The sequence below is a fragment of the Oceanospirillum sp. genome (assembly GCF_982874595.1).
In genome coordinates this window covers 1-16,807 of record NZ_CEYNZH010000020.1, presented here as the reverse complement: position 1 = coordinate 16,807, position 16,807 = coordinate 1, and the positions used below count along the sequence as shown (strand labels likewise).

Sequence of the window (16,807 nt, the reverse complement as noted above, 5' to 3'; positions counted from 1 at the left end):
ATTCACAACGATAAAAACAGATCAACACAACAATAAAGACAACAGGATTTCCCTATGAGTGTAAATCTAGATAAAACAGAAGCCAGTCAGGTTCTGCTGGATCAGACCGGTGATGTGAACGAACATTTCAGCCGCAAGGATTATCTGAAGTTCATCATCCCCTCTCTGATCGGCGTACTTTTCTTTCTGACGCCTATCTTTGTAGAAGGCAAAGTGACCATCGGCATGGGCGTCATCGCGGACTTCTTTAAAGCCCTGCTGAAAGAAGATCTGCCACTGATCACGGTTGCCCTGCTGAGCATTTCAGCGGCGGTCTCTGTGATTGTTTCCTTGATGCCGGAAACCGAAAAACTGAAAAACAGCGCCCTCGGCTCCATCTTCCGTGTGAGCCTGCCATGGTTGGCGCTTCGGGTTCTGGGTGCTGCTTTTGTCATTCTGACCTGGCAGGAAGTTGGCCCCGAGTGGGTATGGAACCGTAATACCGGTGGCGTTGTACTTTACGATCTTGCACCGGCATTGATTACCTTCTTCTTCTTCGCCTCTCTGTTACTGCCGCTGCTGGTGGACTTCGGCCTGATGGAGTTTATCGGCACTCTGGTACGTAACGTTTTCCGCAAGGTGTTCCGCCTACCGGGTCGTTCCTCCATTGATGCGGTCGCTTCCTGGATCGGCTCCGGCACCGTAGGCGTTCTGATCACCACCCAGCAGTATCAGGGTGGCTTCTACTCCAAGCGCGAATCTGCAGTTATCGCCACCAACTTCTCCATCGCCTCCATCGCTTTCAGTCTGGTTGTGGCTGACTTTATCGGCATTGGGCACCTGTTTATCGAGTTCTACGCAGCAGTATTAGTCGCTGGTCTTGTGGCCGCAGTGATCACCCCTCGCCTGCCGCCTCTGAGCTGGAAAAAGGATGAATACGCCGAAGGCGTTGGTAAACAGATTAAAGAAGACGTGCCCGGGGATGTGTCTCTGTACAAATGGGGCCTGCATCAGGCGGTTGCCCGCGCTCAAAAAGCACCGGGCTTTGGTCAGCTGATCAAAACCGGCCTGCACAATGTCGCAGATATCTGGTTTGGTCTGCTGCCACTGGTGATGGCGATCGGTACGCTGGCGATGGCAATGACAGAATACACCCAGATCTTTACCTGGCTGTCTGCTCCTTTTATTCCGCTACTGGAACTACTACAGCTTCCTGAAGCGGCTAAAGCTGCACCTGCGTTACTGGTTGGCTTTGCAGATATGTTCCTTCCAGCCATCGTTGGTAAAGGCATTGAGAGCGAACTGACCCGCTTTGTAATCGCCGGTGTGTCCATGACCCAGCTGATCTATATGTCTGAAGTGGGTGTACTGCTGATCAAGTCTAAGATCCCGCTGAATCTGCCGGAACTGTTCGTGATCTTTATCATCCGCACCTTGATCACCCTGCCAATTATCGCCCTGCTGGGCCACCTGCTGGTTGGCTGATCATCTGCAATAGACCCTATACAACTCAGGGGGCAGATCTCATAGATCCCCCTGAGCAACCTGTCTCACTTGAGGCTGACTGCTCCCGTTAGCATTTCAGTCATTGCAAAAGCCTGTGGCAAGAACGGTCAATTCTCGACGCAGGCTTTTGCTTTTTTTCCTTATACACGCCAAATCTCCCTTTCTACTTTACATTCACCCTGTGGTCAGGCCATAACAACCACCGGAAAAACCTCAAACAACAAAAAACAACTACGCTATCCACAAAGAATTATTTTTATCTTGCGCGACTTTAGTAGAAAATACCCGCCAAGAAAAAATAACGGGCAGCCGACCATTTCCCTTCGGACTGCACCGACCATAAGCAACAACCATTGGAGATGGCTCAGCGTGGACAAAATTGTTAAGGGCGTTCTGAATTTTCGCCAGAATGTATATCCTGAACACAAGGACCTGTTTGGAACCCTGGCCTCGGGCCAAAGCCCGGATATTCTCTTTATCACCTGTTCAGATTCCCGTATCGATCCGAATTTACTGACCGGAACCGTACCCGGTGATCTTTTTATCTGTCGTAACGCTGGCAACATTATCCCGCCACACAGCAATGAAACCGGAGGCATGACCGCTTCCGTTGAGTATGCCGTTGCAGTTCTGGGCGTTCGTCACATCATCATCTGCGGCCATACCGACTGCGGTGCTATCAAAGGCGCACTGGATATGAACGCGCTGGATGGCCTGCCCCACGTTAAAGAGTGGCTGGGACACTGTCGCTCTGCTATGGAGATCGTGCGCGAACGTCACGACATTGGCTACAACGAATGCATTGGTGCTGAACACCTGGATGAGGCAATTGAGCAGAATGTTCTGCAGCAGGTTCAGCATATCCGCACCCATCCGGCAGTCGCCGCAAAACTGGCCACGGGCAAGGTGGATATCCACGGCTGGATCTACAACATCAAGACCGGTGGTGTGCGCTGCTGCAACCACAACGACACCGAGTTTCAGGAGTTTGAACAGCAGTACGCAACCGTGATTGAACGGGTTCAGAGCTAATATCAGCACCCGAATTATCGATAAGGAACAGGGACTTACCCTGTTCCTTCCCCGCCTTTAAGCAGAATAATTTTTATCTCTTCTCAAATTAAGGCATAATAGTGCGCCTCTTTTTCGCTGAACCAACTCTGCTGGACGGTACACCTTAAACCCGTCTGACAGCAGGCTGCCCACAGAGGGCAAGGTTGGTTATGACAAACAGCTTTATTTCAGCCCGTATACTTTGTCAGCGACCTTATCCGAAACGGATCAGGTCTTACTGTTATTGTTTTTAAAAAGTGCCGGAAACGTGCTTTTAAAATTTGGTGTGGCAACCCGCAAACGGGTAAACATCAGACACGGGTTGTCAGCCGGGCTGCACTATAAAAACGGAGAGCTACCGTAATGAAATTTGCTAAAGTCACCATCGTAATGGGTTCTCAGTCTGACTGGGCCACCATGCAGGAAGCCACCAAGCCGCTGGAAGCGCTGGGTGTTGAATATGTTGCTGGTGTTGTTTCTGCCCACCGCACCCCTCAGCGACTGGTTGAGTTTGCAACCCGCGCCCACGAAGAAGGTACCGAAGTGATTATCGCCGGTGCCGGTGGCGCAGCTCATCTGCCGGGCATGATCGCCGCAGAAACCCATCTGCCGGTTGTAGCGGTACCCGTTGCCAGCCGTCACCTGAAAGGCATGGACAGTCTGCTGTCTATCGTACAGATGCCTCGCGGTGTTGCCGTTAGTACTCAGGCGATTGGTGAAGCCGGTGCTTATAATGCAGGCCTGATGGCAGCACAGATGCTGGCCATGAAAGACGACGCCCTGCGTGAGCGTCTGATCGAATTCCGTAAGAAGCAGACTGATGGCGTGGCCTTCGAACTGGTCACTGACTGATCTTCTGCAGCGGGCGCCTTGGCGCCCGCTTGTCGTTAAGGGCGAATAAAATCGGCCTGCGACCACTGTGATAAAGATTTTAGAATGCAAAGCATGAGTCATCATGCAAGTTTGAGGATTGACGTATGAAAGTTGCCGTTGTCGGTAGCGGCCAGTTGGCCCGCATGATGGCCCTGTCTGCCTGGCCTATGGGTATTCAGTTCAGCTATCTGGTGCAGCAGGGTGATTCCCTTGATCCGATCACAAGCCTTGGCGACGTGATCTACGACGAGGAGTTCCCGGAAGCGGAAGCCCTGTACAAGGCTCTGGGCGAGCCGGACGTCATCACCGTTGAGAAAGAAGCGGTGGATACAGATCGCCTGAAAGCCCTGCAGGCGTTCTGCCCGGTTTATCCTGACCCGAACATGCTGGAAACCTGCCGTCACCGTGGTCTGGAAAAGAGCTGGGTGAACGAACAGGGTGTTGATGTGGCCCCTTACCGTCGCACCGGCAACCGTCAGGAAATTCTGGATGCACTGGAAGAGATCGGCTATCCGGCGATTCTGAAAACCTGCACCGGCGGCTACGACGGCTACGGCCAGTGGCGCATCAAGAGCGCAGACGATGCGGCCGCTCTGGATGAAGAGGTGTGCAATCTCGATTGCGTACTGGAAGGGTTTGTCACCTTCAAACGTGAAGTGTCCATGATCGCCGTTCGCAACGCCGAAGGCGAAAGCCGCTTCTACCCGCTGACCGAAAACCTGCACCGCGACGGTACGCTGCTGACCTCTAAGGCTCCGGCACCGAACCTGACACCGGAACTGCAGCAGCAGGCGGAAGAGATCGCCAACAAACTGCTGGCAGCGTCCAACTACGTGGGCATTCTGGCGATTGAGTTCTTTGTTACCGACCTTGATGGCAAAGAACATCTGGTGGTTAACGAGATGGCTCCGCGCGTACACAACTCCGGTCACTGGACACAGCTGGGTTGCATCAGCAGCCAGTTCAACAACCATGTTCGCGCTATTACAGGTCTGCCACTGGGTAATACTCAGGCGATGAAGATCACCGGCATGGTGAACCTGCTGGGTGTTGAGATGGACAACAGCGTTCTGGTCAACAGCGACCAGCAGCTGCACGGCTACGGCAAGAGTCTGCGTCCGGGTCGTAAGATGGGCCATATCAATCTGGTAGCCGACAGCTACGACGATCTGGATACCCAGATTAACGCGACACTGGCGAAAGTTTATCCGGAAGGTTAAATCTCAGTTCAGACGCGTTAAACAAAAAAACCGAACTCAGTGAGTTCGGTTTTTTTATGGTCGCCTTCTGTGGGCAAAGCTTAGGCTTTGGCTTCCTGATCCGCTGCAGCATCGGCTTCCGCTGTTAATGCCGGCAGATGAAAATCAAAGTCGTAAAAGTGCTGCTCGCCCTCTTCGATGCGGATCTTCATGCAGCCTTTTAAGCCCTCCAGCTCACCGGTGGCGGAGTCCGGTACGACTTCAAGAATCAGCTGGTCATAACCGCGATCCATCAGCCCGAAGTGCTGCAGTACAAAACTGCCATTTTTACCGCAAAGGGTACCGGTCACCTGCTCAATGGCGACATATCCGGCAGAACCTTTGGTCGGTGTCAGCGCACTCAGCATCTCGCCTTTGCTGGTCGCCTCCAGCTCACCGAAAAATGTCTTGTCGAGCGACATACGCCCCAGCGCCATGCCATCAGCACCTTCGGCATAATTATCAAGACGATTAAGGGCGACATTAAATTTTCCGCTGATCTGCATAGCACTATCCTTAAAACTCTGTCCAAAGGGTTAAGCCGATTTACTGACTGAAAAATACAGCGCACAGCATTGCCCAAAGCGCCTTCAAGGGCAAGCCCCGATACGGTCCGGCTTAACTGACGGCAGCCTCAGTCCGGGTATCCAGTTTCCGCATTTTCAGATACAAACCGCTGCCCGCCAGAAGACCGATAACCGAAAGCCCCCACCAGATACGATCCGCATCCAGCCCCTCAAGGGAAAGCAGCCCACCAATCGCAAGGTGTCCCAAGAATGCCACTACACCGCCAATACAGGAGTAAAAGCCGTAGTAACTACCCAGTTCTGATTTATCACAAAACCGCGGCACGCTGGACGCCAAAAGGGGCAGGACCAACATAGAGCCAAGACTGAAGGTGATCGCAAAACCGATAAAATTAAGCCGGGAGTCAAGACTGAAAGCCAGCGTAAACCAGAGAAAAGAGCCCCCCATCAGCACCAAACCAAGCCCCATTGCCCGGCTACGCCCTATCCGAGCGGGAACATAGCGGTTTACCGGCATCTGGAAAAAAATACCTAGCACCGAAGAGATCATAAAGACCAGAGTGATCACACCGGCTTCCAGCCCCCTTGACTCAACCTCATGGGGCAGCGAGAGATAAAGCTGATGAAAAAAGAGCTGAAAGCAGCAGGCAAAGGCGACAAAACCGATAAAAGCCCGATTCTGCATCATGCGCTGCCACTGTCGCCAGAAAGGTTCACCGCCCTGACGTTTCTTCTGGCTGGTCAACTCCGGCAGATAATGACGCTGAATCAGAAACAGCAAGGCAAAAAGCGATGCGGCTGAAAGCCCAACCCACATAAAATCAAAGCTCAGCAAGAACATACCCACTAAAGGGCCAAGAAACATGCCTGTCTCGCTACTCCAGTTTTGCAGGGCAAAGATACGATCACGATGTTCACCATCGGTGGCCTCATGGGCCAGATAGGCATTACTGGACGGTGTAAACAGTGCTCCGGCAAAACCAGTCAGAAAAGCCCCAAGCAACAAAAAAGCAAACTGACCGGCAACCGCCAACAAGAGAAACCCGGCAATACGCACCAGACATCCCAGCAGAATCAGTCGTTTATAGCCCAGGTAATCCCCAAGCGTGCCGCCAACCAGAAACAGCCCCTGCTGACTTAACACCCTGAGACCAATCACCAGCCCCACATGCCAGGGGCTTAACCCCAGGTTACGCTGCAGGTGATCCGCCAGAAACGGCAGCAGCATGTAGAACCCCAGATTGAAGCTGAAGCCATTCAGGATCAACACCCGGCCTGCCGCAGAAACCTGCTTCAACTCACGATAAAGATAAGCAGGATTCATGAAGCCAGAGACACCGGCAGTTCCATCAGACGGCGACGGGGAGTACGAATAAAGGGGACACCCTGCTGATCATAGGCTAACTCAGTTTTAACCCCGTAAACCTCTTCAACCAGGTCTTCGGTCAGTACATCCGCCGGAGCACCCTCTGCCAACAGTTTGCCGCCCTTCAGCACCAACAGATTATCCGCATACTGTGCTGCCAAATTCAGGTCGTGCAGAATCATCACCGAAACCCAATGTTGCTGATGCGTCTGCTGATCCAGATGATCCAGCAGAACCTGCTGAAAGTGCAGATCCAATGCACTGACCGGCTCATCCAGCATCAGAATCCTCGGGTTACGCATCAACGCCTGAGCAAACAGTATCATCTGGCACTGCCCACCACTCAGCGTACGAACATCCTGTTGCGCCAGATGCAACAGACCGATCTGATCCAACGCCTGCAGCGCAGCCTTAATCATCGGATCACCCAGCTTGAGCGAAAGCGCATCCAGACGCCCCAGTAAAACAACTTCCAGAACCGTAAGGCCAACATCCAGCCGAATATCCTGCGGCATATAACCAAAGCGCTGCCGCCAATGGTTCAGATTGCGGTAATCCAGATGTTCAGAATCAAACAACACTTCACCGGATTGAGGTTTAATATCACCAAACAAAACTTTCAGCAGACTGCTTTTACCCGTACCATTCGGGCCGATGATGACGTGTGTTTTTCCGGCTTCCAGGGTAAAACTCAGCTGATCCGCCAGTACCAGATCGCCAAATGCCAGCGACAAATTTCGGACTTCCAGCATCAGTTTGCCCTCTTACCAATAATCATCCAGAAGAAAAACGGTACACCGATAATCGCAGTCACAATACCGATCGGAAAAAGCGAACCGGGCACCAGGGATTTAGACAGTACCGAGGCACTGGAGAGCAGAAAAGAACCGACCAGGAAAGAGAGGGGTAAAAAGTAACGCTGGTCTTCCCCCACCAGCATACGGGCAATATTCGGCGCAACAATGCCGATAAAACCGATAATGCCAACGAAGCTGGTAACCGTTGCCGTCATCACCGCAACAATAACCAGGGTTTTCAGGCGCAAGCGCGCCACATTAACACCCAGACTCTTCGCCCGCTCTTCCCCCAGACGAAGGGCTGTCAGTTTCCAGGCATCCTCCATCAGCATCAGCATACAAACAAAGGTCACACCGGCAGTGATTCCCACATTCGTCCAGTTTGCTTTAGTCAGACTGCCAAACAGCCAAAACAGAATCTGCTGGCTCAGCTCCGGTGAAGAGACAAACTGCACCAGAGACAGCAGCGACTGGAACAGAAACAGCAGGGCGATACCCGCCAGAATCAGCTGGCCGGAGGTAATATGGCGCATCATCGCCAGCCCGAACAGCAGCCCGGCCGACAACATGCAGCAGACAAAAGCCCCCAAAGGCACCGCAATCCCGGCATTCAGACCTAAAGAGCCGGCATAAAGCATCAACGCGGCACCAAAACCCGCGGCGGCGGCCATACCCAATGTGTATGGACTTGCCATCGGGTTATTAAGCAAGGTCTGCATTTCGGCCCCACCTACACCCAGCACACCGCCAACAATCAGTGCCATCAAAGCGATCGGCAAACGCAGATTAGTCACAATCACTTCTGCAGGACCCGACACATCCACCGGCACCCCGACCAGACTAAGAAGCACATTAACCACATCACCCACCCCCAGCATCGACGGGCCGGTGGCGATATCCAGCACAAAAGAAGCCAAAAGAACCACAGCCAACATCATAAGAATCATGCTACGTCGGCTTTCCTGCTGCCGTTGCTTAAGAAGCGTTTCAGAGAGAACTGCGCTGGTCATTAGAAAATCCAATTGATAATAATTTGCATAAGCATTTTAGTTAAATATAGAATCCACAACAAGACTTTTCAGGGTGGCCCTCTTAACCAGCCTCTTAAAAATTAATCAATTTCCCTTTATAAAACCGTACCTTAGGAAAACAGATGCTGCAGAAACTGTTCGCAATTACCGCTCTTCTAATGTCTGTCTCAAGCTTTGCGGATGAGGTCACTATTAAGGATATTCTGGACAGGGAGGTCAGTTTTGATGCCCCGGCCCAACGTGTTGTTGTCGGCTTTTATCCCGAAGATTACATGGCGATCGGCACTGAAGCGGCCTATGACAAGGTCGTGGGACTGTCGAAATATATCTGGCAGGCACGTGCAGCCAATTGGGATATGTATGTCAGACACCGCCCGTCTTTGGACGAGATTCCCGGTATTGGTCGGGTTGATACCAAAACGTTTTCCGTGGAGAAGGTGATCAGTCTCAACCCCGATGTGATCATGCTGGCAGACTGGCAATTCAAAGGGCTGGGTAGCGAGATTGAGCAACTCGAGAGCGCTGGCATTAAAGTGGTCGTTGTGGATTTCAACGCCCAAACGCTGGAGCGTCACGTTAAAAGTACCCAGCTGATCGGCGTCATTACCGGGCAGGAAGAGCGTGCCGCTAAAATCGCGGATGAGTACCGTAAAAACATTGAAAACATTACCAGTCGCCTGGAAGAAGCCGGATTACCTCAACCGAAAATTTACACAGAGTACGCATCATCCGGTGTCGATGAGATCGGTTATACCTTCGGCAAAAACATGTGGGGGGCTATCGCGAAAATGGCTGGGGGCGATAATATCTCAGCCCCTTACGTAGAATGGTGGGGCAAGCTGAATCCTGAACAGATTCTGGCCGCCAATCCCGACATTATTGTCCTGACTGGCTATGAGAATGCAGGCAGCGACGATGGCGTCCTTATGGGTCAGGGCGTCGATGAGACTGAAGCAAAAGCCCGGCTGAAAGGCTTTAAAGATCGTCTGGGCTGGTCCAGTCTGAGTGCGGTACAAAACAACCGTATTTACGGTGCTTACCACGGGGCCTGCCGAACCATTATGGATGGCGCTATGCTGCAGTTCTACGCCAAGGCGATGTATCCGGAATTGTTCAGTGATCTGAACCCTGAAGCCGCTTACAAGAACTTTTACAAGAAGTACCTGCCCGTGGTTCCTGAAGGCACCTTTATGACACAACTGTAAAGGGATGGCCGTGGGACGGGATATTTCGCAATGTTCTGTTCCAGGGCCAGCGAATGGCAGGCAGAGGGAGATCAGAGCTCTGATGCGCCCTCCTCCAACAACATTTTCAGAATCGGTAACTCAAAATGCCGCTTAGCGGTAATCGCGTAGAAGTTCTCGATCACGCCTTTCAAGGTGCAATATTTTTTAAGCAATCCACTTTCGATCTCATCCTGCACCACAACCTCGGGTACCACGGTCACACCACCGGAATCCCGCGCCATCAGACGCAGCATCGCCATATCGTCCACTTCCGCGTAGGGAATCAGATCCAGCCCATGCTGTTGGCAGTACATATCAAACTGAACCCGAATATCACTGCTGGGACCCGGCACTAATACCTTAACCTTGGGCAGATCCTGCGGAAAACGCAGCTGATTGAAAGTCTCCGTATCCGGCCCCACCAGACAGACACTCTGACGTGCCAGCAACTGACAACGCCAGGGCAAGGTCGAGTCAGAAGCAACCGCCCGGTTAGAAAGAATCAGATCCAGCTTGTGCACTTCCAGCTGCTCAAGAAGCCCCTCCAGCGCCGAAGAGTGCAGCACCAGCTGAACCCCTTCCTGCCCGATGACCGGCTTAAGAAAGTTATCCTGAAAGTTTCTCGACAAGGTCGCTACAGCGCCCACTCTCAGGCGTTGCAACCGCTTGAGACCACCGCTCTCCATCATGGAAAGCATCTCAGAACCCAGACTGAAAATACTCTCGGCATATTCAAGAACCAGATGCCCGCTTTCGGTCAGCTGCAGAGTGCGCCCCTGCCGGTCAAACAACCTCTGACCCAGCTGCTCTTCCAACTGCTTGATCTGAGACGAGAGCGCCGATTGAGAGAGATGCATCTGCCGGGCCGCACGGGTCAGATTGCCCTCTTTGGCCACGGTCCAGAAGTAATACAGATGACGAAAATTCAGATCACGCATAACACCCCGCCCTATCGCTTTTAATTTAGACTGCAGATTAATCGTTCTTTTTTTAAGAACATTTAGTGAAGAACTATATATTTTACAAAATCACCCCGCCAGCCAAAAATGCTCACTCAGAAACATCTGAGGAATGTTTGCCCTCAGTGAACACAAGTTACCCAGCTCATCCAAAGAGCAACCACCCTACAGAGCAGGCTTGGTTATGTCGCACACAATTATGTCGCATACAGTTTTGTCATCACTTTTGAGTGGCTGGCCGTTGCCAGTTATCTTCTTTACTGCTTTTCTGTTCAGTCTGTACCGACCGAAAAAAGCCTGGCCAATTGCCCACGTTAGCGTTCGTGCCGGACTGACGGCTACGGCCCTAACGTTAGCCGCTACCCTGGCTGGCATTTTTATTCTTGAGCTGCAGGCTGATGTTCTGAGTGTGACGCTGATGCTGCTGGTCGCACTACTGGGCTGGGTGATCACGGGCTTTGCTTATCGCTATCTTCAGGGCGAAAGCTCTGAGCAGCAGGCGCGCTTTGTTCAGGGCATGCTGTTCACTCTGACCAGTGTTGGCCTTTTGATTACCAGTCAGCACCTGCTGCTGATCACATTCGCATGGGCAGGTACCAGCTTCGGTCTGCACCATCTACTGACCCACTACAAAGAGCGCAAAGCCGCTCAGGTGGTGGCACACAAAAAATTTATCGTCAGCCGTCTGGCGGAGATCGCACTGGTGATTGCGCTGGTGCTGATCTACCAAACCGCAGGCACGCTGTCTCTGCCACCGCTGAACGCCTTTATCAGCGAACAACCCTCTCTGCCGGTGACACTGCACTGGGCTGCGGCGCTGTTTGCCCTAGCCGCGATTCTTAAAACCGCTCAGCTGCCCCTGCACGGCTGGCTGATTCAGGTGATGGAAGCCCCAACACCGGTTTCTGCACTACTACACGCTGGTGTGGTGAATATGGGTGGTTTTGTACTGATCCGTCTGGCGGAGCTGATCTCGCTGGCTTCGGTGGCACAGGCGATGCTGGTGGTCGTGGGTAGCTTAACCGCCGTGCTGGCCGGTCTTGTCATGATGACCCGTATCAGCATCAAGGTTCGTCTGGCCTGGTCGACCTGTGCGCAGATGGGCTTTATGCTGATGGAGATCGGTTTAGGCCTTTACGAACTGGCGCTGCTGCACCTGTTGGCTCACTCGCTCTATAAAGCCTACGCCTTCCTGAGTTCCGGTGAGACCGTTGCTCAAAGCCGTATCGGTGACTTTTTCAGCAAAGAGAAAAAGCGCCATGTGCTGCTGAGTACCCTGTTCAGCCCACTGCTGACACTGGCCGTCGTATCCGCTTCTGTGCTGATCTGGCAGCAATTTGCTACGGAACTGCATCTTTCTTCGGCGGTTACCCTGATTCTGGTACTGGGCCTGACCCCGCTTTTCTGGCAGGAACAGCAACTGCGCCTTTTCGCCCTGTTGACCGCAACAGTGCGGGTGACATTACTGACCCAGCTGTATCTGATCTGGCATCTGCTGTTTGCTCAACTCGCGCCCGCTGCAGGCACGGCCTCCCAAGCACTGATGATCTGGGTTGCCATCAGCTTTATCGCTCTGTACTGCCTGCAAACCTGGATTCGCCTCTGGCCGGAAGGCCGCGTTTCCCGTCGACTCTTTCCATGGGCGTACAACGGTTTCTATCTGGACGAAACCTTTACCCGCCTGGCATTTAAGTGCTGGCCAGCCCGTCTCAGCCCACAACAGGCCCAGACCCGCTTTAACCGCCAAAGCCAAGATACACGCTATTCCAACAGCCATCAGTACAACCTGGGAGACCGCGCATGAATGCTCCATTTAAAGCAGACCCATTAAAGGAAAAAGCCCTGCACGATGCGATCAAACGCGCAACGGGCAGTATCGCTCCGACCTGGCCGCTGGATCGCATGATTGCGGTGAACCCTTACTGGGAACAGATCAGCCATCACTTTAACCAGGTTGCTGATCGCCAGTCCCGGCTGGCCGGTTCTGCTATGACGCTGCCTTTGAGTTACTACCAGAAGCGCTGGATCGACGGCACCATCAAGGCGGTTCATCTGCAGCAGGCACTGGCAGAATTCGCTTCTCAAAGTGAAGACTTCTGCCTGAGTGAACAACAGGCTATTGCAGGGCTGACCGAGCAGGACACGTCACCGGTCCCTCCCCCCCTGCTGGGCGATACGCTGGATCAGATGCGGGATCTGCAACATGAGCCCGCCTGGTGCGACACCATCACTCATCAGGTCTCTCAGTTCTGTGCCGCCTGGTTTGATAACGATCAGGCCGACTGGCATCCGGGGCAAAAGAAGTCCACGGGCCAAGGTTCGCTATACAAAAGCTGGCGTAAAACCCTGACCCGGGATCACAGCGTTGCTCTGCTGATGAAGGCACCGGGCATCGCCGCTAAGGCGAAAACTCTATCGGAAGATCCGGTACAACAGATCGCAAACACCCTGCAGGACCTGCAAATACCGGAAGCCCAATGGCCGGAATATCTGCAGGCGGTGCTGATGCGGATCAGCGGCTGGGCATCCTGGGCGGCCTACCTGGGCTGGCAGGCAAGGCTTGAAGGCCAGGAAGATCATACGCTGACCGACCTGCTGGCGGTACGGCTTAGCTGGCAGCAACTGATCGATGATGGTCAGCGTCAGCAAGGCTCAGTCTGGCAGATCTGGCAACAACAGTGGCAGCAGCATCGGCAGACGCATGAGGGAGTCAATCCTCTGCATCTGATCTGGCAACGCGCCCATGAAATCAGCTACCAACAACAATTGAGCAAACGATTACAGGGCAAACCCCACCCCCTGGGAGCTCAGGCCAGTGTACAGGCGGTGTTCTGTATTGATGTACGCTCAGAGGTTTTCCGACGTCATCTGGAAGACCAATCCGATGAGATTCAGACACTGGGGTTTGCCGGTTTTTTTGGATTGCCGGTCAGCTACACGCCGCTGGGTACAGAAGCAACACGACCTCAGTTACCGGGGCTATTGGCTCCCTCACTGCACATTACTGATACCTGCGGCAATGAGGCCAAGGATCATAAGATCGCCCACAAGCGCCGCTCAAACCTGAACAAGCTGCTGAGCTGGCAGCCGTTTAAATCCGTTCCGGCATCCGCATTTACCCTGGTGGAAACACTGGGCCTGAGCTATGCCGGCAAGCTGATCCGTCGAAGTCTGCCCGATGAAGGCGAACTCACTTCAGGTAACAGTTTAGGCCTGAATAAAGGCTGTGATCTGCAACCGTCTCTGGCAAGTTCAGGTGCAAGTCCTGAACAGCAAGCAGAGCTGGCGAAAAAAGTGCTGACTGGTATGAACCTGACGCAGGGTTTAGCGCCGCTGGTTCTTTTGGTCGGTCACGGTAGCCAAAGCCATAACAATCCTCAACGGGCAGGGTTGGATTGCGGGGCCTGCTGCGGACAGACCGGCGAAGTGAACTCCCGCGCGCTGGCAAAACTGCTGAATGATCAGGAGGTACGGGAACAAATAGCACAGCTGGGCATTCAGATTCCGGAAACCACTCACTTTGTCGCGGCATTGCACAACACCACCACCGAAGAGATCAGCCTGTTTGATCAGCAGCAGATTCCGGAATCTCATCAGTTGGCAGTGAATAAACTGCAGCAACAGCTGGCCTCTGCCGGTAAACAAGCGCGTCGGGAACGGGCACCGTCTCTGGGGCTGGCTGAACTGCAGGAGCAACCGGATAAACTACTCAAGTCGGTTCGCCAGCGGGCAAACGACTGGGCGCAAACCCGCCCCGAGTGGGGACTGACCAACAACGCCAGCTTTATTATTGCGCCCCGCTCCCGCTCCCGGGGAATCAAACTGGATGGCCGGAGTTTTCTGCACGACTACTCGCCACAGAAAGACCCGGAAGGCACACTGCTGGAACAGATCATGACCGCCCCTATGGTGGTGACCCATTGGATCAATATGCAGTATTTCGCCTCAACCGTGGACAACACCCGTTACGGCAGCGGCAACAAAACCCTGCACAATGTGGTTGGCGGTCGCCTTGGAGTATTCGAGGGGAATGGTGGCGATCTGAGAACCGGTCTGGCACTACAGTCGGTGCATAACGGTGAAGACTGGCAGCACGAACCGCTGCGCCTGACGGTGGTGATCGACAGTGATCGGGTAACCATTGAGAAGATCCTGAGTAAACACGACACTCTGCGCCAGTTGGCAGATAACCGCTGGCTCTATCTGGCGCGCTTTACGCCGATGGGTATCGAGTTTTATCAGGGTGAAGGTAAGTGGCAGGTCAATTGCTGAGGTTTAGCTCCGGAATTTAGACTGCAACAATTAACACCCCATAAACAGCAACGCCCCGAGGGCATCCCATCGGGGCATTGTGCTATTCCGAGAGCCTTAAGGCGGCTTTTTGCCCAAAGGGCCTCGAACTCACATTCTTAACGCCCCAAGATGACAGATTTTGTTTGATTTCAATATCTTGCTTGTTACTTTCCCTCAAAGTATATTGCAGGATGTTATTTTTTTGTCCGACAAACAGTTAAAAGCTTTGCATAACGGCAAAATTCGGGACCGAAACATGAAAATTAATGGACGGGCAATCGGCCATCAAGCCCCCCCTTATCTCATCGCAGAAATGTCAAATAACCATACGCAGGACCTGAATAAAGCGTTTGAGATGGTTCTGCAGGCAAAACGCTGCGGTGCTGATGCGGTGAAAATTCAGACGTACACCGCTGACTCCCTCACCATTGATTGTGACAAAGCGGATTTTCTGATTCCTGATCCCTTATGGCAAGGCAAAAAGTACTATGATCTCTACAGCGAGATCACAATGCCAACCTCTTGGAATAAATTACTGTTTGAAAAAGCTGAAGAGATCGGTATTACCCTGTTCAGCTCTCCTTTTGACGAAGCGTCTGTCAACCTTCTGGAAGACCTGAACTGCCCAGCTTACAAAATTGCTTCTTTTGAAGCGAAAGATCACTATTTTCTGAAGCAGGTCGCCGCAACCGGTAAACCCATCATTATCTCAACTGGCATCTCCAGCCTTCAGGATATTGAAGAATCTCTGACCATACTTCGTGATGCAGGGGCTAGGGATATCGCCGTACTGCACTGCATCAGCAGCTACCCCAGCAACGCGGAAGATATGAATGTTTCAGTTGTTGGTGAACTGGCAAAACTGGGCGTTCCCGTTGGATTGTCCGATCATTCTCTGGAGCATATCGCCCCGGTATTGTCTGTTGCCTACGGTGCGTCGGTTATTGAAAAACACTTTACGCTGAGGCGCTCTGACGGTGGTCCCGATGCCGCATTCTCTATCGAGCCCGACGAACTTAAAGAGCTTCGCCGTCAAACAGATCAAGCATGGAAAGCAATCGGTAATCCAAACGCCCTGAATGAAAAGCGCCCTGGAAGTCACCATGGTCGTTCTGTTTATGTGGTGCAGGATATACGTCAGGGTGAAATACTGTCCCCTGAGAATGTTCGGGTTATCCGACCTGGATTCGGACTGGAACCCCGGCATTATGAAGACGTACTGGGAAAAACCGCGAACAAAGACCTTGAACGCGGAACACCTTTAACTCTGGAAGTTCTGCTGTGAACCCACTTAAAGCCTTATTCCTCTACTTTTTCCGATCCGTCACCGGGTTCAGAAAAAATAAGTTTCACCCTCTGGTCTGGGTTAACGGGGAACCTGAATTTGGCCAAAATGTTTATATCTCAGGTTTCTCTGAGGTTTACGCCAAAGGCGCACATGTCTCCATCGGTGATAACTGTGATATCGCCTCGTTTGTGGTTATTAACTGTGCTGATTCACACCGGAAAACAATTGGCCTTTCAGACACAATAACTCGCAGGGATATCACGATAGAACACAATGTTTTTATTGGCTCTCACGTGATGGTTAAAGGCGGGGCTCATATTGGCCATCACTGTGTTATTGCTGCCGGTACTATGGTTGATGCAGGGTATATCCCCCCTTACTCGCTGGTTTGTGGCAACCCTATGGTTATTAAGGCCGGTTACTATGCTTCAGATTGCGCATAACCGCCCAACACTGGGAAACGCAGAAGCAGAGGCGGCACGACAGGTTATTGAGTCCGGCTGGATCGCTCAGGGTAAGGAAACAGCAGAGTTTGAACGCCAACTGGCGGCATATCACGATTTACCCGCGGAGCATGTAGTCGCTGTGTCTTCAGGAAGTGCAGCCCTTTTTGGAGCTCTGACCGCTCTGCAGGCCGAAGGGCTCCGAGTTGCACTGCCGGTATACGCCTG

Annotated in this window: 15 protein-coding genes; 10 read left to right on the top strand and 5 right to left on the bottom strand. The window is 52.6% G+C overall.

The window, feature by feature from the left end:
- Positions 1–54 precede the first annotated feature (54 nt).
- The 4 genes from AC4GL5_RS10360 to AC4GL5_RS10345 all read left to right on the top strand — a co-directional run bounded on the left by AC4GL5_RS10360 (position 55) and on the right by AC4GL5_RS10345 (position 4,631).
- Positions 55–1,464, top strand: coding sequence for a YjiH family protein (locus tag AC4GL5_RS10360; protein ID WP_490382707.1), 1,410 nt, complete (start codon positions 55–57; stop codon positions 1,462–1,464).
- 390 nt (positions 1,465–1,854) lie between these two features.
- Positions 1,855–2,517 (top strand): carbonic anhydrase, encoded by a 663-nt coding sequence (locus tag AC4GL5_RS10355; protein ID WP_490382706.1) that lies wholly within the window; start codon positions 1,855–1,857, stop codon positions 2,515–2,517.
- Between the two features lie 384 nt (positions 2,518–2,901).
- Positions 2,902–3,390: a 5-(carboxyamino)imidazole ribonucleotide mutase gene (gene purE, locus AC4GL5_RS10350; protein WP_490382705.1), complete on the top strand. Its 489-nt coding sequence runs from the start codon at positions 2,902–2,904 to the stop codon at positions 3,388–3,390.
- A 125-nt stretch (positions 3,391–3,515) separates the two neighbouring features.
- Entirely contained in the window at positions 3,516–4,631 is a 1,116-nt protein-coding gene (locus tag AC4GL5_RS10345; protein WP_490382704.1) for a 5-(carboxyamino)imidazole ribonucleotide synthase, read from the top strand.
- An 80-nt stretch (positions 4,632–4,711) separates the two neighbouring features.
- Here AC4GL5_RS10345 and AC4GL5_RS10340 read toward each other — a convergent pair whose 3' ends face one another.
- The 4 genes from AC4GL5_RS10340 to AC4GL5_RS10325 form a co-directional block, all read right to left on the bottom strand.
- Positions 4,712–5,155: a DUF3224 domain-containing protein gene (locus tag AC4GL5_RS10340; RefSeq protein WP_490382703.1), complete on the bottom strand. Its 444-nt coding sequence runs from the start codon at positions 5,153–5,155 to the stop codon at positions 4,712–4,714.
- Positions 5,156–5,267: 112 nt separating this feature from the next.
- Entirely contained in the window at positions 5,268–6,500 is a 1,233-nt protein-coding gene (locus tag AC4GL5_RS10335) for an MDR family MFS transporter (RefSeq protein WP_490382702.1), read from the bottom strand.
- Positions 6,497–7,294: an ABC transporter ATP-binding protein gene (locus tag AC4GL5_RS10330; RefSeq protein ID WP_490382701.1), complete on the bottom strand. Its 798-nt coding sequence runs from the start codon at positions 7,292–7,294 to the stop codon at positions 6,497–6,499. Before AC4GL5_RS10330 ends, AC4GL5_RS10335 begins: the two co-directional genes overlap by 4 nt.
- A complete protein-coding gene (locus tag AC4GL5_RS10325; RefSeq protein ID WP_490382700.1) occupies positions 7,294–8,349 on the bottom strand; it encodes a FecCD family ABC transporter permease in 1,056 nt (351 codons plus the stop codon). The genes AC4GL5_RS10330 and AC4GL5_RS10325 overlap by 1 nt, the downstream gene beginning before the upstream one ends.
- 143 nt (positions 8,350–8,492) lie before the next feature.
- On the opposite strand from AC4GL5_RS10325, the gene AC4GL5_RS10320 reads away from it, so the two are divergent.
- Positions 8,493–9,575: an ABC transporter substrate-binding protein gene (locus AC4GL5_RS10320; protein WP_490382699.1), complete on the top strand. Its 1,083-nt coding sequence runs from the start codon at positions 8,493–8,495 to the stop codon at positions 9,573–9,575.
- A 71-nt stretch (positions 9,576–9,646) separates the two neighbouring features.
- Here AC4GL5_RS10320 and AC4GL5_RS10315 read toward each other — a convergent pair whose 3' ends face one another.
- Positions 9,647–10,534 carry a LysR family transcriptional regulator gene (locus AC4GL5_RS10315; protein ID WP_490382698.1) on the bottom strand — a complete coding sequence of 296 codons (888 nt, stop codon included), beginning with the start codon at positions 10,532–10,534 and terminating at the stop codon, positions 9,647–9,649.
- A gap of 205 nt (positions 10,535–10,739) precedes the next feature.
- On the opposite strand from AC4GL5_RS10315, the gene AC4GL5_RS10310 reads away from it, so the two are divergent.
- From AC4GL5_RS10310 to AC4GL5_RS10290, 5 genes are all read left to right on the top strand, one after another.
- The gene (locus tag AC4GL5_RS10310; protein WP_490382697.1) at positions 10,740–12,359 is read left to right on the top strand and encodes an NADH-quinone oxidoreductase subunit L; all 1,620 of its coding nucleotides are present in this window, start codon (positions 10,740–10,742) and stop codon (positions 12,357–12,359) included.
- The gene (locus AC4GL5_RS10305; protein ID WP_490382696.1) at positions 12,356–14,827 is read left to right on the top strand and encodes a YbcC family protein; all 2,472 of its coding nucleotides are present in this window, start codon (positions 12,356–12,358) and stop codon (positions 14,825–14,827) included. Before AC4GL5_RS10310 ends, AC4GL5_RS10305 begins: the two co-directional genes overlap by 4 nt.
- Before the next feature lie 277 nt (positions 14,828–15,104).
- A complete protein-coding gene (gene pseI, locus AC4GL5_RS10300; RefSeq protein WP_490382695.1) occupies positions 15,105–16,133 on the top strand; it encodes a pseudaminic acid synthase in 1,029 nt (342 codons plus the stop codon).
- The gene (locus AC4GL5_RS10295) at positions 16,130–16,579 is read left to right on the top strand and encodes an acyltransferase (RefSeq protein ID WP_490382694.1); all 450 of its coding nucleotides are present in this window, start codon (positions 16,130–16,132) and stop codon (positions 16,577–16,579) included. Before pseI ends, AC4GL5_RS10295 begins: the two co-directional genes overlap by 4 nt.
- A partial coding sequence (locus tag AC4GL5_RS10290; protein ID WP_490382693.1) for a DegT/DnrJ/EryC1/StrS family aminotransferase occupies positions 16,560–16,807 on the top strand: 248 nt, incomplete at its 3' end. The genes AC4GL5_RS10295 and AC4GL5_RS10290, both read left to right, overlap by 20 nt.

Coding starts and splice junctions, on each gene's coding strand:
- AC4GL5_RS10360 (WP_490382707.1), top strand. CDS start 55: ATGAGTGTAAATCTAGATAAAACAGAAGCCAGTCAGGTTCTGCTGGAT.
- purE (WP_490382705.1), top strand. CDS start 2,902: ATGAAATTTGCTAAAGTCACCATCGTAATGGGTTCTCAGTCTGACTGG.
- AC4GL5_RS10345 (WP_490382704.1), top strand. CDS start 3,516: ATGAAAGTTGCCGTTGTCGGTAGCGGCCAGTTGGCCCGCATGATGGCC.
- AC4GL5_RS10340 (WP_490382703.1), bottom strand. CDS start 5,155: ATGCAGATCAGCGGAAAATTTAATGTCGCCCTTAATCGTCTTGATAAT.
- AC4GL5_RS10335 (WP_490382702.1), bottom strand. CDS start 6,500: ATGAATCCTGCTTATCTTTATCGTGAGTTGAAGCAGGTTTCTGCGGCA.
- AC4GL5_RS10330 (WP_490382701.1), bottom strand. CDS start 7,294: ATGCTGGAAGTCCGAAATTTGTCGCTGGCATTTGGCGATCTGGTACTG.
- AC4GL5_RS10325 (WP_490382700.1), bottom strand. CDS start 8,349: ATGACCAGCGCAGTTCTCTCTGAAACGCTTCTTAAGCAACGGCAGCAG.
- AC4GL5_RS10320 (WP_490382699.1), top strand. CDS start 8,493: ATGCTGCAGAAACTGTTCGCAATTACCGCTCTTCTAATGTCTGTCTCA.
- AC4GL5_RS10315 (WP_490382698.1), bottom strand. CDS start 10,534: ATGCGTGATCTGAATTTTCGTCATCTGTATTACTTCTGGACCGTGGCC.
- AC4GL5_RS10310 (WP_490382697.1), top strand. CDS start 10,740: ATGTCGCACACAATTATGTCGCATACAGTTTTGTCATCACTTTTGAGT.
- AC4GL5_RS10305 (WP_490382696.1), top strand. CDS start 12,356: ATGAATGCTCCATTTAAAGCAGACCCATTAAAGGAAAAAGCCCTGCAC.
- pseI (WP_490382695.1), top strand. CDS start 15,105: ATGAAAATTAATGGACGGGCAATCGGCCATCAAGCCCCCCCTTATCTC.